The organism is Burkholderia sp. MSHR3999 (genome assembly GCF_000833595.1).
In the GTDB taxonomy this organism is placed as follows: Bacteria; Pseudomonadota; Gammaproteobacteria; order Burkholderiales; family Burkholderiaceae; genus Burkholderia; species Burkholderia ubonensis.
In genome coordinates this window covers 233,848-256,024 of record NZ_JRFO01000004.1, presented here as the reverse complement: position 1 = coordinate 256,024, position 22,177 = coordinate 233,848, and the positions used below count along the sequence as shown (strand labels likewise).

21 protein-coding genes and 2 pseudogenes are annotated in these 22,177 nt (G+C 62.7%); 17 read left to right on the top strand and 6 right to left on the bottom strand.

From position 1 onward, the window contains the following. Positions 1 to 102: 102 nt before the first annotated feature. Positions 103 to 333: pseudogene (locus tag KY49_RS13795) on the top strand (Tn3 family transposase); the annotation flags it as partial. Positions 334 to 419: 86 nt separating this feature from the next. On the opposite strand, the gene KY49_RS13790 reads toward KY49_RS13795, so the two are convergent. Further along, entirely contained in the window at positions 420 to 1,724 is a 1,305-nt protein-coding gene (locus KY49_RS13790) for a site-specific integrase (RefSeq protein WP_082062355.1), read from the bottom strand. Positions 1,725 to 1,762: 38 nt separating this feature from the next. On the opposite strand from KY49_RS13790, the gene KY49_RS38135 reads away from it, so the two are divergent. The 6 genes from KY49_RS38135 (at position 1,763) to KY49_RS13780 (ending at position 5,453) form a co-directional block, all read left to right on the top strand. Then, complete coding sequence (locus KY49_RS38135) at positions 1,763 to 2,158, top strand: hypothetical protein (protein ID WP_197083573.1); 396 nt, start codon at positions 1,763 to 1,765, stop codon at positions 2,156 to 2,158. Next, entirely contained in the window at positions 2,052 to 2,351 is a 300-nt protein-coding gene (locus tag KY49_RS39260) for a TOTE conflict system archaeo-eukaryotic primase domain-containing protein (protein WP_442854618.1), read from the top strand. The genes KY49_RS38135 and KY49_RS39260 overlap by 107 nt, the downstream gene beginning before the upstream one ends. Continuing rightward, positions 2,275 to 3,444 (top strand): TOTE conflict system archaeo-eukaryotic primase domain-containing protein, encoded by a 1,170-nt coding sequence (locus tag KY49_RS38970; RefSeq protein ID WP_442854620.1) that lies wholly within the window; start codon positions 2,275 to 2,277, stop codon positions 3,442 to 3,444. Before KY49_RS39260 ends, KY49_RS38970 begins: the two co-directional genes overlap by 77 nt. Continuing rightward, the gene (locus tag KY49_RS39145) at positions 3,336 to 3,623 is read left to right on the top strand and encodes a DEAD/DEAH box helicase family protein (protein WP_331456549.1); all 288 of its coding nucleotides are present in this window, start codon (positions 3,336 to 3,338) and stop codon (positions 3,621 to 3,623) included. The genes KY49_RS38970 and KY49_RS39145 overlap by 109 nt, the downstream gene beginning before the upstream one ends. Next, positions 3,623 to 4,276 carry a DEAD/DEAH box helicase gene (locus KY49_RS38535; protein ID WP_231636409.1) on the top strand — a complete coding sequence of 218 codons (654 nt, stop codon included), beginning with the start codon at positions 3,623 to 3,625 and terminating at the stop codon, positions 4,274 to 4,276. Before KY49_RS39145 ends, KY49_RS38535 begins: the two co-directional genes overlap by 1 nt. Positions 4,277 to 4,460: 184 nt before the next feature. Next, positions 4,461 to 5,453, top strand: a complete 993-nt coding sequence (locus tag KY49_RS13780; protein WP_042585182.1) for a DNA-binding protein — start codon at positions 4,461 to 4,463, stop codon at positions 5,451 to 5,453. Positions 5,454 to 5,565: 112 nt separating this feature from the next. Here the strand turns inward: KY49_RS13780 and KY49_RS35580 are convergent. After that, a pseudogene (locus KY49_RS35580) lies at positions 5,566 to 5,840 on the bottom strand (exo-alpha-sialidase); the annotation flags it as partial. Between KY49_RS35580 and KY49_RS39255 the strand changes: the two are divergent. From KY49_RS39255 to KY49_RS13755, 6 genes are all read left to right on the top strand, one after another. After that, positions 5,722 to 6,126 carry a hypothetical protein gene (locus KY49_RS39255; RefSeq protein ID WP_442854622.1) on the top strand — a complete coding sequence of 135 codons (405 nt, stop codon included), beginning with the start codon at positions 5,722 to 5,724 and terminating at the stop codon, positions 6,124 to 6,126. The pseudogene KY49_RS35580 and the gene KY49_RS39255 sit on opposite strands and share 119 nt — an antisense overlap. After that, positions 6,084 to 6,635, top strand: a complete 552-nt coding sequence (locus KY49_RS38530) for a tyrosine-type recombinase/integrase (protein WP_231636408.1) — start codon at positions 6,084 to 6,086, stop codon at positions 6,633 to 6,635. The genes KY49_RS39255 and KY49_RS38530 overlap by 43 nt, the downstream gene beginning before the upstream one ends. A gap of 645 nt (positions 6,636 to 7,280) precedes the next feature. After that, entirely contained in the window at positions 7,281 to 7,670 is a 390-nt protein-coding gene (locus tag KY49_RS13770; RefSeq protein WP_231636407.1) for a hypothetical protein, read from the top strand. 150 nt (positions 7,671 to 7,820) lie between these two features. Then, positions 7,821 to 8,099 (top strand): HU family DNA-binding protein, encoded by a 279-nt coding sequence (locus tag KY49_RS13765; protein ID WP_042585180.1) that lies wholly within the window; start codon positions 7,821 to 7,823, stop codon positions 8,097 to 8,099. 743 nt (positions 8,100 to 8,842) lie between these two features. Then, positions 8,843 to 9,877: a PDDEXK nuclease domain-containing protein gene (locus KY49_RS13760; RefSeq protein WP_042585179.1), complete on the top strand. Its 1,035-nt coding sequence runs from the start codon at positions 8,843 to 8,845 to the stop codon at positions 9,875 to 9,877. Positions 9,878 to 10,283: 406 nt separating this feature from the next. Further along, positions 10,284 to 10,862, top strand: a complete 579-nt coding sequence (locus KY49_RS13755) for a DUF4337 domain-containing protein (RefSeq protein WP_042585178.1) — start codon at positions 10,284 to 10,286, stop codon at positions 10,860 to 10,862. A 96-nt stretch (positions 10,863 to 10,958) separates the two neighbouring features. On the opposite strand, the gene KY49_RS13750 is transcribed toward KY49_RS13755, so the two are convergent. Beyond that, positions 10,959 to 13,346, bottom strand: a complete 2,388-nt coding sequence (locus KY49_RS13750) for a two-partner secretion domain-containing protein (RefSeq protein WP_082062354.1) — start codon at positions 13,344 to 13,346, stop codon at positions 10,959 to 10,961. 608 nt (positions 13,347 to 13,954) lie between these two features. On the opposite strand from KY49_RS13750, the gene KY49_RS13745 reads away from it, so the two are divergent. Continuing rightward, entirely contained in the window at positions 13,955 to 15,655 is a 1,701-nt protein-coding gene (locus tag KY49_RS13745) for a ShlB/FhaC/HecB family hemolysin secretion/activation protein (RefSeq protein ID WP_042585280.1), read from the top strand. Here the strand turns inward: KY49_RS13745 and KY49_RS13740 are convergent. From KY49_RS13740 to KY49_RS34470, 3 genes are read right to left on the bottom strand one after another with little or no spacing between them, the layout of a single operon-like run. Further along, positions 15,652 to 15,861, bottom strand: a complete 210-nt coding sequence (locus tag KY49_RS13740; protein ID WP_042585177.1) for a hypothetical protein — start codon at positions 15,859 to 15,861, stop codon at positions 15,652 to 15,654. The two genes, KY49_RS13745 and KY49_RS13740, sit on opposite strands and share 4 nt — an antisense overlap. A 32-nt stretch (positions 15,862 to 15,893) precedes the next feature. Continuing rightward, positions 15,894 to 16,184: an IS66 family insertion sequence element accessory protein TnpB gene (tnpB, locus tag KY49_RS13735; protein WP_269433297.1), complete on the bottom strand. Its 291-nt coding sequence runs from the start codon at positions 16,182 to 16,184 to the stop codon at positions 15,894 to 15,896. 27 nt (positions 16,185 to 16,211) lie between these two features. Beyond that, on the bottom strand, positions 16,212 to 16,613 hold the full coding sequence (locus KY49_RS34470; RefSeq protein WP_052495669.1) for a transposase: 402 nt from the start codon (positions 16,611 to 16,613) through the stop codon (positions 16,212 to 16,214). Between the two features lie 607 nt (positions 16,614 to 17,220). On the opposite strand from KY49_RS34470, the gene KY49_RS13725 reads away from it, so the two are divergent. The 3 genes from KY49_RS13725 (at position 17,221) to KY49_RS13715 (ending at position 21,968) form a co-directional block, all read left to right on the top strand. After that, positions 17,221 to 18,540, top strand: coding sequence for a hypothetical protein (locus KY49_RS13725; protein ID WP_415867719.1), 1,320 nt, complete (start codon positions 17,221 to 17,223; stop codon positions 18,538 to 18,540). Between the two features lie 512 nt (positions 18,541 to 19,052). Further along, positions 19,053 to 20,684, top strand: coding sequence for a sensor histidine kinase (locus tag KY49_RS13720; protein WP_052495668.1), 1,632 nt, complete (start codon positions 19,053 to 19,055; stop codon positions 20,682 to 20,684). Between the two features lie 264 nt (positions 20,685 to 20,948). Beyond that, positions 20,949 to 21,968 carry an IS110 family transposase gene (locus KY49_RS13715; protein WP_042585031.1) on the top strand — a complete coding sequence of 340 codons (1,020 nt, stop codon included), beginning with the start codon at positions 20,949 to 20,951 and terminating at the stop codon, positions 21,966 to 21,968. Positions 21,969 to 22,177 lie beyond the last annotated feature (209 nt).

Below are 22,177 nucleotides of genomic sequence, written 5' to 3'. Positions count from 1 at the left end.
AGTACCGCTGTCGCAACACCTCAAAGGGGCCCGCGGGCCCCTTCGTACTTGAGAAAATTACTCAGCATTGCGCCGCCGTTTAAGCGCGGTTTTACACCGCCATCGACAACACTGTTGACGAACCTTGTGATCGCCTGGAACATGCAGCGCATGCAGGCGACGGTCGACGGCTGGCGACGCAAAGGACGACAGGTCGACGACGAGTGGTTGCGCCGGATGGGGCCTGCGCATTTTGCGCACGTGAACTTCAGGGGCACATTGAGCTTTCCCGTCGACCAATACAGCGACGTGCTGCTGGAAGCCGCGCCCTGGCAACGAGGCACGGGATCATGAGGCGTGCCGGATTGCCGGATAGAGACCGACGGCGTATCGGTACCGTTGGCGGACTGGCGTCCGTCCGATGAAGTCGACGTGCGCGATCAGCGCCAATACCGGTCTGCGACAGGATCGTGCAGCACCGCTTCTGCCATGCAGTCACACATCTCTGCGGTAAAATGGATTTCGCCGAGCAGTTCCTCGATCGCCGCTTCCAGTTCTGGGCCGTATGCAAACGGCATGGCGATCTCGTATCGCGTGCGCTGCCGGTTGACGCAACGCATCTCATACAGGGAATGACAGAAATCTTCGATCCAGCGGCGCGCCTTGGACACGCTTCGCACGAATTTGCTGTTGCGCTCGATGACCAGGTGCAGGCTCAGGTGCGTTTGTGGCGTCGACGATGTCGTCACCTCGTCCGCCAACGACTGCGTCTTCGCAGGTTCGGCGATCGCGGGCTGCGTGGGTGCCGGTGACGGCATCACCGTAAGTGCCGACTCGATGCGATGTTGTGCGAACGGATCGGCCGCGTCGATGTAGCGCATGGCCGAACGCACATCTTTCCAGCCAACATACTCCATCAGCATTTTCAAATCCCAGCCGTTCGAGTTGGCCCAGGTCGCAAAGCCTCGCCGCAATGAGTGGCTGCTGTAACTATTGGGCGTAGGTAGTCCAGCCTCGCGAAACAGCGTGCGCAACAAGGGAACCAAGCTGCCGGCATGCAACCCTTCGTCGCTCACGTTTCCCCAGCGGTCGACGCGTCGGAACACGAACCCGTCGGTCAGGCCAGAGGTGGCAATCCAAGCTTCATAGGCGGCCACCGGGCATAGCCGCGACAGCGCGGGCGCCTTGAACGTCGTGCCAAGCTGTGCGCGATCGCCTTTCGTGCGCGGCAGGAACAACGTCATGCCGCGGCCCGCCTCGACGGTCACATGCTCGATCCGCAATCGACTGAGTTCATCCGAACGAAAACCACGCCAGAAGCCCAGTAGCACCAGTGCTCGGTTGCGAATGCACGCGAGGCGGCTTCGCTCGTCTGCGGCGTGGGCGATCTGTCCATCAAGCCAGGCGGTAAGCTTTTCGAGCTGCGTGAGCTGCATCGGCCTGGCGCGCTTCTCGGTCGCAGGATGCAGTGCCGCGATCCCCTTGAGTACCTTGCGCACGTGCGGCGTCTTCGTCGGATCCGCGAAGCCCTGCGTCTGATGCCATTGTGCGAGTGCTGCCAGACGCGCGCGCAGCGTATTGACCGACAGGGTTTCGGCGTGATCGGCAAGGTACCGTGCAATTGCATCGGCGCTCGCTGGCAGGAAGCCACCCCATTCGACCTCGAAATGCCGGATCGCCGACTGGTAACTGCGACGGGTATTTTCGCGCGTCGCGGCTTCGACGTAGCGATCGATGGCAGACATGGCTCGTGGGTACAATCGGGCAATCAATATCGGAGACGATGATATGCAACATCGAGCATGTGCGCCAGTCGGGTTGCGAGATCGGGAATGCGGTTTCGGCCGATGAAGCGATGAACGAAGGCAAGCCGTCCCATGTGGGCTGGGAAAACTTCACACGCGAAGAGCCGCTCGCCGAGCTCGTCTGCCTGCATGCTGAAAATGTCAGACTTACCGCCTTGCTGCCGACCACCGTGCCGACGCCGGATAAGTCCGCGCCAGCGGTCCGGCACGAACCGTCACCGGTACGGCGAAACTCCAGTGCCCCCTGTACTTTCGCCAGACCAAAAAGTGCAACTCTTCCGGCGGCTGTTTCGCGGCCGCACGGACGTCTATCCGCTTCGCTGGGAAAGCCGCAATTCCGGGAAGTCGGGCTACGCGCCGGCCTGCGCCAATGAATGGCGAACAGGCATTTGCGACAAGCCCCGCATCTGCTGCGCGGACTTGTGGGCATCGCGTGCTGTTGCCACTGGAGGATCAGGTCATCTACGCGCATCTGGCCGGCGGTCATACGGTGGGCCTCTACCCACTGATGCCGGACGGCACCTGCTACCTGCTCGCCGTCGATTTCGACGAAGAAGGCTGGCGTGACGATGCGATGGCTTTTCGGCAGTCGTGTGAAGAGCTGGGCGTGCCCGTTTCGCTCGAGATTTCTCGCTCGGGCAACGGCGCGCATTCGTGGATCTTCTTCTCGTCGGCCGTCACCGCGCGCGACGCACGACGGATGGGGGCGGCCATCATCAGCCACACCTGCGCCCGGACCCGGCAGCTTGAGTTGTCGTCTTATGACCGGCTCTTTCCGAACCAGGACGTGCTCCCCAAAGGCGGCTTCGGCAACCTGATCGCACTGCCACTGCAGAAACTGCCCCGCGGGCGCGGCTGCAGCGTGTTTGTCGACGAGAGGTTCCAGCCGTATGCGGACCCGTGGACGTATCTGGCAGCCATCCGGATGATGGACGGGCGCGACATCGAGGGCGTGATTTTCCGGGCGACGGGCGGCGCCCATCCACTCGACGTCGCGTTCATCGCCGAAGAGGACCAGGTCGAGCCGTGGAAGCCCCCGCCCACGCTGCCGAAACGATTGGCCGGACCAATGCCGGCGTCGCTCACGCTGACGCTCGCGAACCAGCTCTATTTCGAGAAGGAGCAGCTTCCGCAGGCACTGCTCAATCGCCTCATTCGACTGGCAGCCTTCCAGAATCCGGAGTTCTACCGGGCCCAGGCACGCGGTTTCAGCGTATGGGACAAGCCGCGCATCATCGGTCGCGCCCGGAACTGCTCGCGCCACATCGCGTTGCCGCGGGGCTGCCTCGACGACGTCCTGACGCTGTTGCGCGACAACGACGTCACTTGCGACATCCGCGACGAGCGTTGCGCGGGCGAGTCGCTCGTCGTGTCTTTTGCGGGTACGTTGCGCGAGGATCAGCAGACGGCCGTGGCCGATCTGCTGCGGCACGACACCGGCATCCTGCATGCGCCGACGGCGTTTGGCAAGTCCGTGACGGCGGCCGCGATGATTGCCCAGCGTCGCGTCAACACGCTCGTGCTCGTGCATCGCCGGGAGTTGCTTGACCAGTGGCGCGAACGCTTGCAGTCATTTCTCGGGCTCGATCCGCGGGCGATTGGCACGATCGGCGGCGGCAAGTCGAAAGCGACCGGCCAGATCGATGTCGCGATGCTGTAGTCGGTGTGGCCCCCGATGGTACGCGCGGCGAGCTGTTGCGGCGTTACGGCCAGGTCATCGTCGACGAATGTCACCACGTCTCTGCCGATTCCTTCGAGGCGGTGCTCAAGGCGGTTCAGGCACGCTACGTGTTGGGCCTGACCCGACGCCGGTGCGGCGCGACAGCCAGCACCCGGTGATGTTCATGCTATGCGGGCCGATCCGGCATGCGGCGCGGCTGCCAGCCAACGCGCCGCAGCGGCTCGAGGTCTTCCCGCAAAGGCTCACCTCCACGGTGGACGGCGCGGCCGACGCGCCAATCCAGGCGGTGTTCGCACAGCTCGCGCAGGATACCCCGCGCACGCAAATGATCGCGACGGCCGCTCGTGAACAGTCCGGACAGGGGCGTAACGTGCTGGTGCTCACCGAGCGGACGGACCATCTCGAACGCCTGCAGCAGATGCTGCAAGTCACGGTGCAGTCGCTGTTCGTGCTGCATGGACGGCTCGGCAGAAAGGCGCGCGCCACCCAGTTGGCAGCCCTTGACGCGCTGGCCGGGGACGCGCCGCGCGTCGTGCTCGCACCTGGCAGGCTGGTCGGGGAAGGCTTCGACCACCCGGCGCTGGACACGCTGGTGCTGGCCATGCCGGTCGCGTGGAAAGGCACGCTGCAGCAGTACGCCGACCGGCTGCACCGCGAGCATGCAGGGAAGACCGGCGTGCGAGTGCTCGATTACGTGGACGGCGGCCACCCGGTGCTGCTGCGCATGTGGGAGAGGCGCCAGCGCGGCTACCGGGCGATGGGCTACCAGGTGTGCCCGCCTGGAGAGGTGCTCCAGCTGACGCTCGCCTGAAATCGGGCAAGCGATTCGCGTTCCGTACCGTTTCCGGCCGTTCGCGCCGGTTTTTGGCCCATCACATTGGATAACCACCGTTTATCGCATATGAGAAACCGCCATCTCACGCCGCACTTGACCAGCCGTTTCGGTACGTATATACATGGTATGTAATACGGTACGATATTCAAAGGAGGCCCCCATGGCTCGCGCCGGCCTGACCCGTGTGGACGTCAAGCGTGCGCGCGATTCACTGATCGCGCAGGGTCTGCACGCGTCGATCGACGCGATACGTATCGCACTTGGCAATACCGGCTCGAAAACCACCATCCATCGGTACCTGAAAGAGCTCGAGGAAGAAGAAGGCGCGTCGCTGACGCGCGCGGCGTCGCTGTCCGACGCCATCCAGGATCTCGTCGCCCGCCTCGCGGCCCGCCTGCACGAGGAGGCGCAGGCGCGCGTCGATCAGCAGGCGGCCGCCGCAGCCGCCCAGCGCCAGCAGGCCCAAGCCGAGATCGCTGAGCTCACTGGCGAGCTCGCCGCCCTGCAGGCGCAACTGGCCGACGCGACCGCCGCGCTCTCGAGCGAACAGGATGCGCACGCCGAGACGCGCTTGGCGGCGCAGCAACGTGCGATCGACATCGAGCGACTCTCACAGCAGGTGCATGATCAGACCGTGCGGTTGGCCGAGCACGAAAGCTTCCGCCAGTCACTCGAGGAGAAGCTGAGGCACGCGCACGACGCGCTCGAACACTACCGGACCGCCAGTCGCGAGCAGCGCGAACAGGAAGCGCGCCGGCACGAGGCGCAGGTCCAGCAGCTGCAGGCCGAGCTGCGCCAGGCCAACCAGACGGCAATCGTGAAGCAGAACGAAATTACCCAACTGAACAAGGACAATGCGCGGCTGCTCGCCGAGTCCGGCGCGGCGAGTAAAAGTCTGCGAGAAGCGCGGGCACATGGTGAGCAGATACGGGAGGCGCTCGACCGGATGCTGGCCGATCACGTCCGTCTCGAGACCGAACGCGATGCGCTGCGCGCGACGGTCAGCGCGCAGGCGGGGGAACTGGAAAGCGCGCGTGTGGCGCTCGGCACCGTGACGGCGGAGCGGACAAAGCTGGCGGCGCAGGTCGACGCCCAGCTGTTGCTGCTGGCGGACTATCGGGCGCGCTTGGGTCTGGACGGCGCAGCAGGCTGAAGCGCCAGAATTTGTATCCGGAGGACACGGTTTCGCGAAATCGGCCTCTTGCTAAACCCGTGATTTTGCGTGGAATTTCGAACGAAACCGCCAGATTGCACGAAAAGATTACCCCAATGAAGAAGCCGCCGGACAACGGTGCGATCTTCAGGTCGAACGGCCGCCCACGCGACGCTCGGTCGCGCCGCCGTCGAGCGAGATCTTGCGCCAGAAGTCGGTCGGCGGCGTCGTCGTGTCGCCGGCCGGCAGATCACAGAAATCGTAGTAGGTGACCATCACCGCATGCGCGTCGTCCACTTGCACCGATGGGTTGAAAGCCGCGTGCCCAGTTGGCGTGTTCACCTGCAGTGGCACGCTCCAGGTTGCGCCGCCGCCGCTCGACGTCGCCGCCGAGCAGGCGAGCACTGAGGGGGGGGGGGCCAATGTACGCGATGCGTTTCTGCTGCTGTTCGCGTACGCGACCCGCGCTGCGCCGCGCCGAGTTCGCCGCGGCGACCACCGGCGCCTGACGCGCAGCGCACTCGACGGCGCGTGGAGCTTGCGCGTGATTGGCAAGGGCCGACGCGCGCGGACCGTGCCGATGCCGCGCCTGTTGATCGATGCGCTGCGCGCGCAACTGCGCACGCGCCGGTGCCGCTCACGCTCGAAGCGGGGCCCGCCGACACGCCGCTGATCGCGCACCTCGCGACCGGCGCGGCGCTGCACTCGGACGTGGTCGGGCGGTTGTTCAAGGCGATCTGTGCGCGGGCCGCCGACCATCTGGCGACGACCTATCCGAACGCGGCCGCGGACTTGCGCCGCGCCAGCACGCACTGGCTGCGCCACACCTTCGCGAACCACGGGTTGGACGCTGGCGCCGACATCCGCGACATGCAGGAGCTGCTCGGCCACGCGAGCCTGGGCACCACCACGCGCTACACGAAGGCGGACGCGACGCGCCAGTTCCAGTCGGTCGAGGCGTTCTTCAATGCCGCCATCGATGGCGCGGATCCGCCGGCGGCCGCACCCGCGACGTCGTCGCCGGCGCTGGCCGCCGCGATCGCGGTGACCCAGCTGGTCGACGTGCACGTGACGCTACGCGTCGAACCGAACCGAAGTGAGCGGGCGGGCGTGGCCGGGCGCGCGTACTCGAGCGCGAGGTGCTGGCCGGCGTCGCGCGCACGCCGACCCGCGACGGAGTGACCGTGCTGCAGGTGCCGTCCGACACCGACGACGGGTTCGACGGCGCGTCGACGACCTGCCGGTCGCGATCGCGCTGACCGCCGAGCAGCACCGCTGCACGTCCGAGAGCGACGCGCGGGCGGAGGTGACGGGGCAGCGCTGGCACTGGTGAGAACAGGTGCCGTATCGCCGGTGGCATGATCGGATACGGCGTCAGCGCGAGTCGCGCCGACCAACGCACCGCGGCTCACGCACCGCTTGACCGGCGCGGTGCCGTACCCAGACGGGGGCGTCGGCTCGTCGCGGCAATCCTCGCGTGCGCGCCCAACTAACTGCTCAGCACCTATTCGGGGGACGTGGCCGATCCGCGCCTTGGGCCAACACGCACGGGCTGCCCACTCGCACGAACTAGCCGCTCGATGCAGGAAGCGATGTGCGTAACATGCAGGCGAGGCTCGGTCACGGCAGCATTGCGACGACAATGCGCCACACCCCGGACGCAAACGAGCATCGGATCCCACTCGCCGACCAACTGCCCAACGCGGTGATCGCGTCAGGCGGCGGAGCGCCGACGCGGAGATAATAGGGCCCCTGCCAAATCATTACAAAGGAGCCGGATTGCGCGCCAGTTCATCTCGAGGTCGACGGGCACTTACGAAGTCACAGTTGTTGCCGTTGCCGGCCGACCAGGTTCGACATCTTTCGCTGAAGCACCATCTCGCACTGGCTGTGCTCCGCGCTGGCCGTGGCGACTTACAGACGATCACGACGTTGATGCACGTCCTGTACCTTGCATTTTTTCTGCGTGACGCCGGTGCTGCGGATTCGGCGTCGTACCAATGTGCCGAAGCCGCGCTCGACGCGTGCGTGACGCGCGCCGAGCACGGCGAACCTTGGTCGTTAAGCGCCAGCGAACATGCGGCGATTGCCCAGATCGTTGTCGCCCATGATATGCAGCTGTCATCGACGCCGGTGTATCGCTACCTCGATGCGTGGGAGCGTGTGCAACACGCAAGCGTACCTGGCGGGTGCTCACCGATTTCGAAGGCCGGCTGACTGTCCTCAGCGCCGTGCAACGGCAGAGCGCACTTCAGTATTGGGCGAGATGGTGAGCAGCACGGCCGCGTTGCGATTGCGGTGAGCGTTTGCCCCGGCGTCGCTCAATGCGGTAGGGTTGACGTCCGATTCATCGAACGAGGTTGACTCATGAACAAGCAGGAACTCATTGACGCTGTCGCGGCGGATACTGGTCTTAGCAAGACTGCCGCCGGAGAAGCAATTCAGGCCGTACTGGACGCCATCACGCGCACTGTCAGCGAGGGCGGCACCGTGCAGCTCGTCGGTTTTGGCTCGTTCTCGCAAGGGCAGCGTGCCGCTCGGACCGGCAGAAATCCGACGACGGGTGCAGAGATCGCGATCGCAGCAGCGACAACGGTGAAGTTCAGTGCTGGCAAGGCGTTCAAAGATGCAGTGAACGCGCCTTGAGTAAGCGCGACGGTCGGCCAGACGGGTAAAGCAGATCTGCACGGCAGAACGTGCAGACATCTGCACAATCGCACGGCTGGTCGGCCATTAGCTGGATGCCGTGGCGGCGCGCATCGCCGATTCGCAGGTCAAATGGGCGAGCGCATCGCTTCGCGGGCCACGTCTCTCGTTCTAGACACTGTTGAACGTATCAACCCCCGCCCTGGGCCAATCGAATTCTGGGACAGGGAGGGCGTTGCGTGAGGGCATACCACTTCGTCGAAGTCGCGGCGCTCAATCGCAGAACTGAAGGGGAACATAGTAAGGACTATGTTACCCTTCATTTCGGGACATAGGCGAAGCCTCCGCGTGCGCGGCACACCCCTCGGGGAATTGCGCGCTCCCACCGCGGCGAGCGAAAAGCGGGGCCGGCACCGTTCCGGCGCCTCTGGAATTCTGGGGCGGGCGACGACGTGCCGGTGAGCGGGTTCATTGGGCAGTGCGTCGCACGCGGGCCTGGAGGTGCCTCGATCTGGGCGCGGCGACTGGAGGGTGGCTTTGTCTCTGGCGGTGCCGAAGCTCAATTGCGCGCGCACATTTAGCGCGGTGACAGACGAGGGCCTCGGCGGGCCGGTGGCTGAATTCTCTCCGCGGTGCGGAGAGAATTGGGCGAGCGCCTGGCAGGGTTCCGCCGTTGCCGAGATTCCGGTAACGTGGCCACTGCTGGCGCGCGCCGGCCCGCCGATTCCTCCCTTCCAGACAAGATGACCGAACTCGTCCCCGCATCCCTCTTGACCGACATCCGCCGCATGATCGATTCGGCACGCGCCCGAGCGGCGGCGGCCGTCAACGCGGAACTGACCCTACTTTATTGGCAGGTGGGTCGGCGCATTCGAGATGATGTGCTGGGCGGGGAGCGCGCGGGCTACGGACAACAGATCCTCCCCGCGCTCGCACGGCAACTGAGAGGCGAGTACGGCCGGGGGTGGAGCGAGGCGCAATTGCGCCACTGCATCCGCGCGGCCGAGGTGTTTCCGGACGAGTCAATTCTCTCCGCACTGCGGAGAGAATTGAGCTGGACCCATCTGAAGATGTTGATGTACGTCGACGACCCGCTCAAGCGCGACTTCTACATTGAGCTCTGTCGTCCCGAGCGCTGGTCGTCGCGGCAGTTGCAGGAGCGGATGCAGTCGATGCTGTTCGAGCGCAGCGCGCTGTCGCGGCAACCCGACGAAGTGATCCGGCGCGAAGTGGCGCACCTGCGCGACGCGCAGCAGATGACGCCTGACCTCGTGCTGAAAGATCCGTACATCCTCGACTTTCTCGGACTCAACGACCACTACCTGGAGCGTGATCTGGAAGACGCGATCCTGCGCGAGATGGAACAGTTCCTGCTGGAGCTCGGCGCGGGCTTTACGTTCGTGGCCCGCCAGAAGCGGCTGCCGATCGACGATGACGACTTCTATCTGGATCTGTTGTTCTACAACCGCAAGCTCAAGCGTCTTGTCGCCATCGAACTGAAGCTCGGTTCTTTCAAGGCCGAGTACAAGAGTCAGATGGAGCTGTACTTGCGTTGGCTCGCGAAGCACGAGCAGGAGCCGGATGAAGCGTCGCCGATCGGTATCATCTTGTGTGCGGGAAAAAAGCAAGAGCAGATCGAATTGCTTGAACTCGGCAAAAGCGGCATCCACGTGGCCGAGTACCTGACCGTGCTGCCGCCGCGTGAGACGCTGCAGGCGAAGCTGCACCAATCGATTGCCGCGGCACGTGCTCGGCTCGACGAAAAGGGGGAGTCGTGATGATGGACGCCTGCTTATCACGACAGCACGATTGTCAGTTCAAACTGGCGATCCGCCCAACGCGTGTCGACGACTGTCCTCTCTACAGCGGCGCCACGGGGAGTTGACACCGATCTTTGCGACGTCGCACACGGGGATGCCTTTATTTTCCTCTACAGCCGCCGGGCCCGATGTTCGCCGCGAAATCGATGCGCGGCAGGAGTGGCACGCCGATTGCGGACAGCGCCGCGCCGAAGCGCCCATTGGCCGGCGCGCAAACTGGGCCACCGCTGTGACGCACGCGCGTTCGGTGCCTAGGGTGTCGAATGTCGAGTGGATGGTTGGCTCTGGCGTTGCTCGAATTCGCCCTCGTGCCGGATAATCGCCGCGTTATCCCGACAAAGCGCGTATCACGCGGATGCCCCGGATGTCTGAAGAATACGAAGTTCATGGCCCTCACGACCATGCGGTGGAACATCACGCGGCTCACGGTGGCGATCAAGGTACGTCGCGCATCGCGGTGCTGACGGCCGTACTTGCCTGCTTCGGCGCGATATCTGCCTATCAGAGCGGTGCCGACGAGAGCCTCGCGCTGCTGTACAAGAATGACGCCGCGATCCGGAAAACCGAGGCTGCGAACCAATGGGCCTACTATCAGGCGAAGGGCAACAAGCAGAACCTCGCCGAACTCGGTGCAGCGTTGAGCCCGGAGATGTCGCCGAAGCGAAAGCGGTTCGAGACAGACGCCGCGCGATACCGCGCCGACAAGGAACCGATCCGGGCACGTGCCGAGGCGCTCGAAAAGGAAGTCGAGAAGAACAACGCCGCAAGCGAGGAGCGGATGCACCGACACCATCGATGGTCGCAGGCGACGACCGTCATCCAGATCTCGATCGCACTTGCGGCGATCACGATCCTCACGCGGCGGTCATGGATGCAGGGTCTGTCGATTGGCGTGGCCGCGATTGGCATCGTGATGGCGGGGTTGGCGTTCTTTGGGATTTGATTGATGGCGAGACCGTCACTGTCGGGGTCCCCTTGATTTTGCTGCGCTCTACCGGGGAAGACCTGACCGATGAGCGAGTGCGCGCCGGATCGCGGCTCAGTTTCCGCTGACTTGCCAGGCGAGAACGGGGTGCGTCGCACCGGCTGGCATCGCCCAGACACCACCGGGCGAGAAATCCCAACCTACGAAGCTTGCCGGGTTGGACATCTGCACCGTGGTCAGGCCGTTCGCGGCCGCTACGCCAGGACCACCGTATGTTTGCCCGCTCGTCTCTACGTTCCAATAAACGTCCGAACCAATCGTGCCGCCGTTCGCGATGCCCGCAAGTTGCGTGGGGTGATGCGGGTCGGGCTCTGAACCTTGGACATAGCCCGTCGCAAATGATTGAGTGATGACCCCGTTGTTGTTCGCGACGAGGCCTCCGGCGGCAAAAGAGTATGGGTTCCCGGTGGCGCGACCCGTCGCGTACGATTGCGAGATCGTGCCGTTGTTGGTGCCGACCAAACCGCCCGGGTCAGCGAAGCCCCAGGGCGGCACTACGCCGGTCACGTTGCCGGTCGCATAGGACTGCACGATTAGGCCGGAGTTCACGGCGACGAGACCACCATTCGTGCCATTGCTCCCTACCGTCGCGCTACTGCCGGAGCGCTCGATCGTACCTTCGTTGAACGCCACAAGGCCTCCGGCCGGGTAGGCATAGAGTCCGGGCTGGCCCACTTCGCCTGAAACGTAGACATTCGCGACCACGCCCTGGTTGACTGCTGCCAGAATGCCGCCGCCCATGGGGCCGCCGTCCCCGCTGCTGGAAGTCGCGAATGTGTTCGTGATGTTGAGATTGCGAACGACGCCGGTCTTGCCGATCGAAGCAAACAAGCCGTTACCGACTTGCGCGTCACTGATGGTATGCCCCATTCCGTCAAATTGGCCGGTAAATGTGTAGTACCCTTGCCGGCCGTTGCCAATACCTATGACGGGCTGGAAGGGATTTCCGCCTTGCGCTGCAATGTCTCTGCCCAGCGCGTAGTTGCCAGCATAGTTCGCACCCGGTCCGTTGAGACTATTGAGGTCATCCAGCGAATTGATCAACTCGTATGCGGTGAGTTGAGTCTGCAGCCCGCTATACGCAGGCGCTCTCCAGGCCGCATTGCCAAGCAGCGTGCCCGAGGTGTAGTGGCCGTTCATGTCGTAGAGCAGGTTCACGATGCCCGTGCTGTTCGCCCAGTCTACGGTGCCGTTGTTGATGACGCTGCCTCCGTTGTCGATGCCGGTCGCGTCGGCGCGCAGCGTCAGGTTACCGCTGCCCTGGTTTTTGATGGTCACGCCTTTGTCGACCCTGAGCGTGCGATATGCGCCGAGCGTGAGCGATGCCCCGCGTTTCCAGCGGAGATTCGACGCGACGGTGATGTCACCGCTCTGGCCATGGGCGCCCGTCGTCTGCAGGTTGACCGAGGTGCCCGCGTTCAGGCTGCGCACGAAGGCGGTCGCGGCGGGTGTGTCGATCGTGAAGCTCGGCGTCGAGATGTTCCAGATGCCGGCCAGCACGACCGGCGCGCAATGATCGAAGGCAAGCCTGCCGGCGGCGGTGTCGACCGTGCCGCCGCTACCATCGACGTTGGTCGCCCGGATCGGGTTGGCGAGCTTCACCGTGCCGCTGTCGGCGACGAGCCAGATGTGACCGTCGCGCGTGGTGGTGCCGGTCGCGCGCAGCACTTCATGGTTGCCGGCCAGCGCATAGACATTGCCATCCGCCGACTGCAGGCTGATCTGCGCGGCTTCGATCGCGCCGCGATTGAGGACCGTCCCGCCGCTGCCGGTCTGCACGAAGACCTGTCTGCCGCCCGACGAGTCCTGCAACAGCACGGTTTGCCCGGCAGCGAGCTCCGCGGTGCCCTTCGGCGCGCCGATGTTGCCGAGGTTGTCGACCTCGCGGCGAGCGATGAGGAACACGTCGCCGCCCGTCGAGCCAATCCTGCCGAGATTCACCACACTTGCATTCGAATTGCCCGTGAGGATCAGCGGACCGCCGTTCATGAACGCGGCGTTATTGGTGTCGAGCGTCGAGGCGACAAAGCGGCCGCCGGTCGAGACGACGCCGCCGGGTCCCACCACGATGCCTTGCGGATTGATCAGATAGACGCTGCCCGAAGCCGTGAGCGTGCCGAGAATCGTTGACGGGTCGCCGCCCGTGACGCGGTTCAGCGTCGCGCCCGTGCCGTTCTGGACGATGACGCGATTGCCGCTGCCGATCGAGAAGCTGGCCCAGTCGATGACGGCGCGACTCGACGTCTGGTTGATCGTGAGCGATGTCGCATTGCCGTTGATCGAACCGGTACCGGCGACGAACTGGCCGCCGCCCGGCAACAGCCCGGCCGCGTGGACGCGCGCCGGCAGGCCGAACGACAGGGCGATGACGATCGATGCGAGTGCCGGCAGCGTCGTGCGCCGTGGGCGGCGGGAGTGTCCTATCCATGAGGCGTGAGGCATCGTGGTTAATCCTTTTATCGGGTGCGCAGGCCGTTCCGGCCAGCGCACCCCTCGGTGCTGCCAATAGGGGGGCAATGCATCAATGTTCCAATAATCAGACCAATATGTGTAGGGAAAGCCGCGCCTTAATCGGTCAACATGTCGGTGTTTTCGGTTCTCGTGTGAAGTGAGGGAGCCGCCGGTCATGCGATCGAGCGTGGCAGCGCCCACGCATTGCCCGCGGTGGCCACGATGTCCTTCGGAATGGCATGACAAAGTGCCCCGTCTCGACAATGGGGGTACGTCTCGACAGTGGGGTACTTATCGCGTCGCTGGCACGGGTGGTCGACAGCAGCAGCGATAGTGCCGACGGGGAAGGCGACGCTTACGGTAGTCAGGCCTTTCGTAGCGCGTCACGCACTCCGCAATTTACGACATTCCTTCCAGATTTTCGGCCCTTTTGAGCGCCTTCATGGATTCGGCCCGATAACCTTTCGGGCAACTGTTGGCGGGCTGGTTCAGCAAAGCACAATCTATCAATGCGTTGTCTGCGGCTTCGATTCGAGCGAGCATGCATGAGGGTCGCGTCTGCGAGGCTGCTCGGGTGCGTATGGGCCGCGTTGCTCACCATGTCTACACTCGCCGCTGCACAGCAATATGAAGGCGTGGCGCCCATTCGGCCGCCGTCGCGACCAGCGTCGGCGTTGCCGTCCTTGCCCTTGCCGCCGCCTGACCAATCAGAGCGCATCGCGATCGCTGTCCTCCACGGCCTCGAATTCGTGGCGACCGACAGCACGGCTGGCGAGTCGGCCACCATGAAGATCGCGCACGGCTCCATCTTTTCGATTGGCGCTCCCGCGCTCGACGAAGGCTTTCTGCGCCGCTTCGATGCCGACCTCGGCAAGCCGGTCACGTTCGGCCGGCTCGCGGATATTCGCGCAGCAGTGGTAAAGCGATTTCGCGCAGCCGGCGAACCACTCGTCGACGTTTATCTGCCCGAGCAAGACGTGACGGCGGGCATCGTGCGGATTGCCGTCGTGAAGTTTCGCGTCGGCAATGTCGTCGCCCAAGGCAATCGCCATTTTTCCGATGCGTTGCTCACAGGCGAGATGCCGCTGCGCCACGGCGCGCTCATTCGCGACACCGACGTCGCGCTTGGGCTCGCGTTGCTCAACGCGAATCCGTATCGCCGCGTCGACGTCGTCTATACACCCGGCACCGCACCCAATACGACCGACATCGTGCTGCAAACAGAGGACCGCCTGCCGCTGCGTGTGAGCGCCGGATACGACAATGCAGGCGTCCCGCAGCTCGGCAGGGACCGCTTCTTCGCGGGGGTCGATTACGGCAATCTGTTCGGACTCGATCACGACATTGCATGGCAGACCACGGTCAGCAACGACTTCTTCAGCGGTAATCCCCCGATAGAAGGACGGCCCAACCGGCCGCGCTTCGTCGCGCATGCCTTCAGCTACGCTGCGCCGCTGCCCTGGTTCGATCGCGTCGAACTGTTCGGGCTCTTTGCGCAGTCCACGCCGAGACTGCCGGATAGTTACAGTCAATCCGGCATCTCTGCGCAACTGAGCTTTCGCTATGACTGGCTGCTACCCGCAGTAGCCGGATGGCAGCAGCAGGTGCAGTTCGGCTATGACTTCAAGCGCTCCAACAACGATCTCGAGTTCGGCGGCATGCAGGTTTTCGGTTCGAACACACACACCCATCAGGTCGTGCTGGCATGGCATGCGACGCGCACCGACTCGTATGGACAAGCGGACGCAAACGTCACGCTGGTCGCAAGCCCCGGCCATCTCGACGCCGACAACGAGCCCGCCGCCTACAACGCCGTACGGATGGGTGCCTCGCCGCGCTATGCATTCGCCAAAATCTCGGGACAGCGCGTCGTCACAATCGGCCGGGGATTCAGCCTCTCTGCGCGCGGACTCTTTCAGTGGACTGGGAACACGCTTTTGCCGGCAGAAGAGATCGGTCTTGGCGGCGACAGCAGTGTGCGCGGTTATGAACCCTATGCCGTCCAGGGCGATCGCGGCTGGAATGTCCAGACCGAGCTGCGGGCACCCTCGCTCGTCTTGGGCAACAGCGGTATCGTGCTGCAGGCATTCATGTTCGTCGATGCAGGACACGTGTGGAACCGCAGTGATCAGCCGACTGAGAACGGCAACGCGGCGCTGGCCAGCATCGGTGCTGGCGTGCGCTTCGAGCTTGAACGATTCATCAGCATTCGCGCTACATTCGGGCAGCCGTTGAAGGCCGCAACGCCTCATACCTCAAAAGCGCCGCTGGCGCAGATCTTTGTGGTGGTCGGCAACTAGTGTTTCCGCCGGCCCCGGGCCCCACCGACCCACCGCGTCTTCAGCCGAGTCGCGACATTCGCCGACAGCCCCGTAGTGTCTTCACTCGACAGGACGCGCAACGCTTCGCTCATGTCACCCGCCCCGCGCAAGGCATCGCGTTCGGCGCGCGCGGCGATCAGGGCCTGATACTCCTCGGCACTCAGCTTGACGATGTCGTTTGGCATGGCCGATTAGACCATGCCGACACGCCTGATGTTCAGCCGATTCGCTCGTAATAACGTTGGGGGTGCTTCTGGATCACGGCGAGATCGATTCCGTCGAGCAGCCAGTGCAGTTGCTCGACGCTCAACGACACCGTCGCGCTTCCAGTCGGCCAGATGATCCGATCGGCCTCGAGCCGCTTGAGGAACAGCCAGAAGCCGTTGCCGCCCCAACCGAGAATCCTGATGCGGTCGCGGCGCCGGTTGCTGGACACGAACAGGGCCGATGCCATCGGGTTCAGGCTCATCACCTGTTCGACGAGGACCGTTGATGCCCATCCGGAAATCGACGGGATCGCGATGCAGATGGACCTTCAATCCTTCGTCGAACTAGAACACGGCAGCCTCCCGAGCATCTGGACGATTGTCGTCAGTTCCTCAAGGGTAATCTTGCACAGCTCCAGTGCGACGCACCGGGACCACCGATAGCTCAATGTGAGTCTCGTGAGGCGGCTCTCGTGGGGCTTGACCATCTCGGTCCGGCCTTGCTCGCGCTGGTACTTGGAAATCCAGGTTCGGACGAGGTTCGGATTGATACCATGCTCCATGGCCGTCCGTGCGATCGATACGCCCGGCTTCAGACACGCCTCTATCAGCTCGCGCTTTGCAACTTCGTCGTATTTGCGCCGCCCGTCTCGCTTGCGATTAACCACCAGCCGGCTCTGCAAACCGTCTTCTTGCTCGTTCATGTGCACCTGCCCACGTTCATTGAACATGGACACGTAGCCTCTGTGAATCAGCCCGGCCGTGCAATGGCGTTCTTCAAAGAGCGCTTACGGAGTATCCGAATGATTCAGCGACATGTCTTTCGTCGAATGCCGCCAACTCGGCGTGCCTCGCCACATTTCGTTCTGCCGGTGCGAATGGTGCGTATCAGAAGAAGGGAACCAAACGGCCCATCTCGCCCCGCCGTTAGGGGAAGTCGTTCATCACATATTAAATATGGACTCCATATATAGGTATCGTGATCAGTTAATGTGTTCATCTATGTGACGAGGAAATTGTCCGTTCGGCCTGTCAGGAACGTCCTACAGATTGCTGATTGGGGGACTACGGAAATCTCGTCGCTTGCCTATTTCGCTCGACTGCGTCCGAGACGATACTGTATTCAACGGTAGCCGAGATTCATGTCGAAATGCCAAGGCGCGGATTGATCCGGAGACCGCAGGGGAATAGTTCGGATGCCGATGCAAACGTTTGCTTCGGATACCTATATAAATAATTGTTGAAGTTGTTCGAATATATCGTTGATTCCTTTGCCGGAGCGGGCGTCCAGGATAGACGAATTTTTTTGTCGAGCTTGTCTCGGCGATGGAGACCATCATGAAGCGTCGTCAATTTCTCAGTTGCGTCACGGCAGCGGCTACCAGCTATTTGTTGGTGGGATGCGGCGGCGGTGACTCCGATGGCAGTGCTGGTGCCGTGAACGTGCAGTCGGCCAAGGCCATGGCAGCAACGTCCTCCGTGTCGGCCAACGGTACGACCGTTCCGCCTGCCCCGTATATCATCGACAAGTCGAATATCCAATGGACCTTGTCGAACGGCTACATTTATAAGAACGGCGTGCGGGATCCGAGCTCGTACAATGTGAGCCTGCTGCTATGGTATGGAAGTCTCGTCTACCAGTGTGGAACGGGAAATCAGTTTTATGTATGGAGTCCTACAGGAAATTGGGTCAAGTGCGCAGATCCTCGCCTGACCGTCGCCGCTACGGCAGGCATGTTCTATGGCATGAACGGGCACTTCGACTATCCGTTCACGCCGGCCAGGGTCATCAGCACATTGCGGGACCTCGGCTGCACAACCTATCGTGTCGACTGCGCGAACACGTCGAATTACCTGGGGCCGGTAGTCGCGCTTGCACGGGCGTTCCAGCCAGTCGGGATGACACTGTTCCCGTGCATCCTCTGCGGCCTGTACGAGGCGAACGGTGTACTGTATACGAGTGAGCAGGCTGCCTACGATGCCGCGCACGCGAATGCCGCAGCGATTGCAACAGCGCTCAGTCCGTATGGCATTACGATGTACGAATGCGGCAATGAGCTTACGCGCGATCCGGCCGTCATTGTCAGTTTGACTTGCGCGGGAAACAAGACCACGGACTTCAGGAATAACGCCTGGGCTGTCATGCGCGGCGCCATGCGCGGAATGATCGACGGCGTGAAGTCCGTACAGCCGACGGCGAAGTGCGGAATCAACTTCTGCGCAGCGGATATTGCGGCGGCCGACATGCTGTGGGATGGCTTTCAGCCGGACGGCTCAGGCGGCCATCCGACCGTGCGCTGGGATATCACCACGTGGCACAACTACCAGTCGTACGGAGATATTTTCAACATCGGAACGGACGGCCAGAGTGCGGGTTTCAACTTGCCGATCTACTGCAAGGCGCGCTATGGTGTGCCGTTCATGATCACCGAGTGGAACACCGGCCCTGAACAGACGGAAACGTTCCGCGCGAACTATGTCACGCAGCAGATGGGCGAGTTCTATGCATCGCGTAAGAGTGCGGCCATTCAGTCCGTGATCTACTACGAACTGTGCAGCGGTGACACAACGTATGGAATTACTACCAACTCGCTGCAGCCGATCCAGCCGACCTACAATGCATTCCAGAGTTTTGTGGCGGGACATCTGGACAATTGAGATTGGCAATGCGCCGCTTGTGGAACGTTCCAAGCATGGTTGTGATGACGTCAACGGAACGGGAGGCATCAACATACCGCCGAGTCTCGCTCCCCGGCACCGCCAATGTCACGCCCAGCCTGCGCGGCGTTTCGTGTTGACCGGCGGCCTCGGAAAGCTTGGCCTGGTGAATTTCTCCATGTACGACCGCGTCAATACTGCGTTCTCCGCCTGTCCGCCTGCGCGCCGGCAGAAATTCGACGAAACTTTGTGGTAAGTGAAATCCGGGCAAGGTCAGGTGCGCTTTGTCCGGATTCTGACGCCAATCCCCCGCATTCCGACTTGCACCAATGTCGCGCGCGTACCGATTGCTCAGAAGAATGTATCATCGTCAATACTTGGGCCCACGACCACATCCACAACCGGCGCGGCAGGCACCGAGGCGGACACAAGTGGCGTGCAGGTTTGTCTCCCCTGAATTGCGCGAAAAGCATCCAGGCCGGGGTGGGGCAAGCGGCAAGAAGGAGGGGGCAATGAATGCGATCAACGAGTTCTTCGTCTCCGCAGGGTTCATGCCGCGCGGCTACGGCTTTCCTTCGTCACCCATCCAGTTGTGGGTTGACGCGATCTCGGACGTGGTGATTACGCTGTCATGCTACGCAATTGCCGTCGTGTTGTGGATCTTCGCGCGGCGACGTACTGCATTGTCATTCAGTCGGCCGCTCCTGATGTCCGCCTTTTTCGTTTTTGCCGACGGAACGACACACCTCACTTCGGTCCTGAACATCTGGCAGCCAGACTACTGGCTCGCCACCTGCGTCAAGGCTGTCACCGCGATTGCGTCGCTCGCGACGGTCGCGCTGGTCTGGCCGGTGACGCCCAAGGCACTAGCACTGCCCGGCGCGAATCAACCGCAGCGGGCGAACGACGACACGTTGCGCGAAGTTGCCGCACCCCGCAAAGCAACAGAACACCTGCACGCGCTTACCATCACCCCGATTCAAATCGTCGAGAGTCAGTACTTTAGTGGCTTTTTGCGCGATATTGCGGCGCGCAACGAAACCGAACGCGCATTGCGCGACAGCGAAAAGCGCTTTCGCGCCACTTTCCAGCAGGCGGCCGTCGGCATTGCGCATGTCGCACCAGACGGCCGCTGGCTGCGCGTCAACGAGAAGCTGTGTGACATCGTTGGCTACACGCGCGAAGAGTTGTTGTCGCTCACGTTTCAGGACATCACGCACCCTGACGACTTGGGGGCGGACCTCGCGCAAGTGCGTCAGGTGCTCGACGGTCAGATCGATACGTACACGATGGAGAAGCGCTACCTGAGGAAAGGCGGAAGCGAGGTGTGGATCGCGTTGACTGTTTCGCTGGTGCGCGACGATGCGGGCACGCCGGACTATTTCATTTCGGTCGTCGAGGATATCCAGCGTCGCAAGGTGGCCGAGGAGGAGCTGCGCGAACGGACAGCGGAACTGGCGCGCTCCAATCAGGATCTCGAGCAGTTTGCCTATATAGCATCGCATGACCTGCAGGAACCGCTGCGCGCGGTGTCGGGGTCGCTGCAATTGCTGAAGCGGCGGTACGAGGGAAAGTTGGACCCGCGGGCCGATGAATTCATTGGGCATGCGGTGGACGGCGCTGTCAGAATGTCGGCGCTGATTGGAGACCTGCTCGCCTATTCGCGTGTCGGAAGGCGAGAGGATCCGCGCCAGTTGACCGAATGTGACGAGGCCCTGAGCTCGGCGCTCAAGAATTTGAGCGTGGCGGTTCGCGAAACGGGGGCTCAAGTGACACGGGGTTCTCTGCCGACTGTCCTTGCGAATTCCACGCAGCTTACGCTGTTGTTCCAGAACCTGGTGGGAAACGCGATCAAGTTCCGCCGCCAGGACGTGCCCGTGCAAATCCACGTGGGAGCAGAGGCGCGCGATGACGCGTGGGTCTTCCGGGTGGCGGACAATGGAATTGGGATCGAACCGCAGTACTTCGAGCGCATCTTTCTTGTTTTCCAGCGTCTGCACACTCGCCAGGATTACCCCGGAACGGGGATCGGACTCGCGCTGTGCAAACGTATTGTCGAACGCCATTGCGGCCATATCTGGGTCGAGTCCGAACCCGGAAAGGGCTCCACTTTCCTCTTCACGTTGCCTAGAGACCCGGTATGAACGTTCGCAACGGATCTGTCGCCAGGCATCAGGTTTGCGAGTGACGTGAAAAAATCGTAAGCGCTCAATTCCCCACACCTTGAGGAATCGTGTTGTTACCGTGTAACGTTGAGTTACCGGGTAACGATTTCGAGGAGAATTGAAATGAACGCGTCCCACCCGAGGCAGTGAAAGCAGAGGAAGTGGGTGGATCCTCACGGGCCGACGGCATCGAAGTGCCCAGGTGGAAAATGCAAGCATTTCCCGGCAACCGGAGGATCCACGATGAACAGTATGGCCGTAGGCGTAGATATCGCCAAGCAGGTTTTCCAGGTGCATTACGTCGATCAGGAAAGCGGAGAGATCGTGAACAAGCCGATCAAGCGGGCAAAGTTTCTGGAGCACTTCGCCAACCGTGCGCGGTGCCTGATCGGAATGGAGGCGTGTGGTGGCGCGCACCACTGGGCCCGTCAATTGACGAAGCTGGGTCACGAGGTGAGGCTGATGCCGGCGCAGTTCGTGAAAGCGTTCAACATTCGCAACAAGAACGATGCGGCGGACGCGCGGGCGATTTGGCTGGCGGTGCAGCAGCCGGGCAAGCCGGTGGCGGTGAAGAGCGAGATGCAGCAGGCGATGTTGGCGCTGCACCGCATGCGTGAGCAGTTGGTGAAGTTCCGCACGATGCAGAGCAACGGACTGCGCGGTTTGCTGACGGAATACGGCGAGGTGATGAGCAAGGGCCGGGCGAAGCTGGACAAGGAAATACCGGCCGTGCTTGGCCGGATCACCGAGCGCTTGCCGGCGGCGCTGATCGAGACGTTGCGCGAGCAGTGGAACGGGTTGGCGAGGCTGGACGAGCAGATTGCCGAAATCGAGCGCCGGATGCGCGACTGGAAGAAGGAAGAGCGGGCCGTAAAGGCGATCAGCGAGATACCCGGCGTCGGGTTGCTCACGGCCACGGCGGCGGTGGCGATGATGGGCGATCCGAAAGCGTTCAGCTCGGGGCGAGAGTTCGCGGCATGGGCCGGATTAGTGCCCAAGCAGACCGGCTCGGGCGGCAAGGTGAACCTGCACGGAATCAGCAGGAGAGGCGACACATATTTGCGCACGCTGCTGATCCATGGTGCGCGAAGCGTGTTGACGCATGCGAAGGAGCCCGGCCCGTGGGTCGAGCAGATGAAGAAGCGGCGGCCGATGAATGTGGTGATCGTCGCGCTAGCGAACAAGATGGCGCGCACGATCTGGGCGGTACTGGCCCATGACCGGCCGTATCAGAAGGACTACTTGAGCGTGAAACCGGTCTGAACGGCTCAGGCGAGGTAGAAGACCAACGTTTAACACAGGGTGAACGTCGAAAGGTTGCGCAGCAATCGAGTGTGATGACAAGTCAGGTAGGACCGGGACTTGCTAAACCTGAATCACGTGACGAGCTTCGAGCTCGCCAGGAGAATGAGGGGCGAGTCAGCGGATTTCATAGAGGCCCGCAGCGGCAGGATCGGCTGCAACAAGGCCGG

Excerpts from the sequence above, each read along its gene's own strand:
- KY49_RS13790 (WP_082062355.1), bottom strand. The coding sequence starts at position 1,724 with ATGTCTGCCATCGATCGCTACGTCGAAGCCGCGACGCGCGAAAATACC.
- KY49_RS38135 (WP_197083573.1), top strand. The coding sequence starts at position 1,763 with ATGATATGCAACATCGAGCATGTGCGCCAGTCGGGTTGCGAGATCGGG.
- KY49_RS38535 (WP_231636409.1), top strand. The coding sequence starts at position 3,623 with ATGTTCATGCTATGCGGGCCGATCCGGCATGCGGCGCGGCTGCCAGCC.
- KY49_RS13780 (WP_042585182.1), top strand. The coding sequence starts at position 4,461 with ATGGCTCGCGCCGGCCTGACCCGTGTGGACGTCAAGCGTGCGCGCGAT.
- KY49_RS13765 (WP_042585180.1), top strand. The coding sequence starts at position 7,821 with ATGAACAAGCAGGAACTCATTGACGCTGTCGCGGCGGATACTGGTCTT.
- KY49_RS13760 (WP_042585179.1), top strand. The coding sequence starts at position 8,843 with ATGACCGAACTCGTCCCCGCATCCCTCTTGACCGACATCCGCCGCATG.
- KY49_RS13755 (WP_042585178.1), top strand. The coding sequence starts at position 10,284 with ATGTCTGAAGAATACGAAGTTCATGGCCCTCACGACCATGCGGTGGAA.
- KY49_RS13750 (WP_082062354.1), bottom strand. The coding sequence starts at position 13,346 with ATGCCTCACGCCTCATGGATAGGACACTCCCGCCGCCCACGGCGCACG.
- KY49_RS13745 (WP_042585280.1), top strand. The coding sequence starts at position 13,955 with ATGTCTACACTCGCCGCTGCACAGCAATATGAAGGCGTGGCGCCCATT.
- KY49_RS13740 (WP_042585177.1), bottom strand. The coding sequence starts at position 15,861 with ATGCCAAACGACATCGTCAAGCTGAGTGCCGAGGAGTATCAGGCCCTG.
- KY49_RS34470 (WP_052495669.1), bottom strand. The coding sequence starts at position 16,613 with ATGTTCAATGAACGTGGGCAGGTGCACATGAACGAGCAAGAAGACGGT.
- KY49_RS13725 (WP_415867719.1), top strand. The coding sequence starts at position 17,221 with ATGAAGCGTCGTCAATTTCTCAGTTGCGTCACGGCAGCGGCTACCAGC.
- KY49_RS13720 (WP_052495668.1), top strand. The coding sequence starts at position 19,053 with ATGAATGCGATCAACGAGTTCTTCGTCTCCGCAGGGTTCATGCCGCGC.
- KY49_RS13715 (WP_042585031.1), top strand. The coding sequence starts at position 20,949 with ATGAACAGTATGGCCGTAGGCGTAGATATCGCCAAGCAGGTTTTCCAG.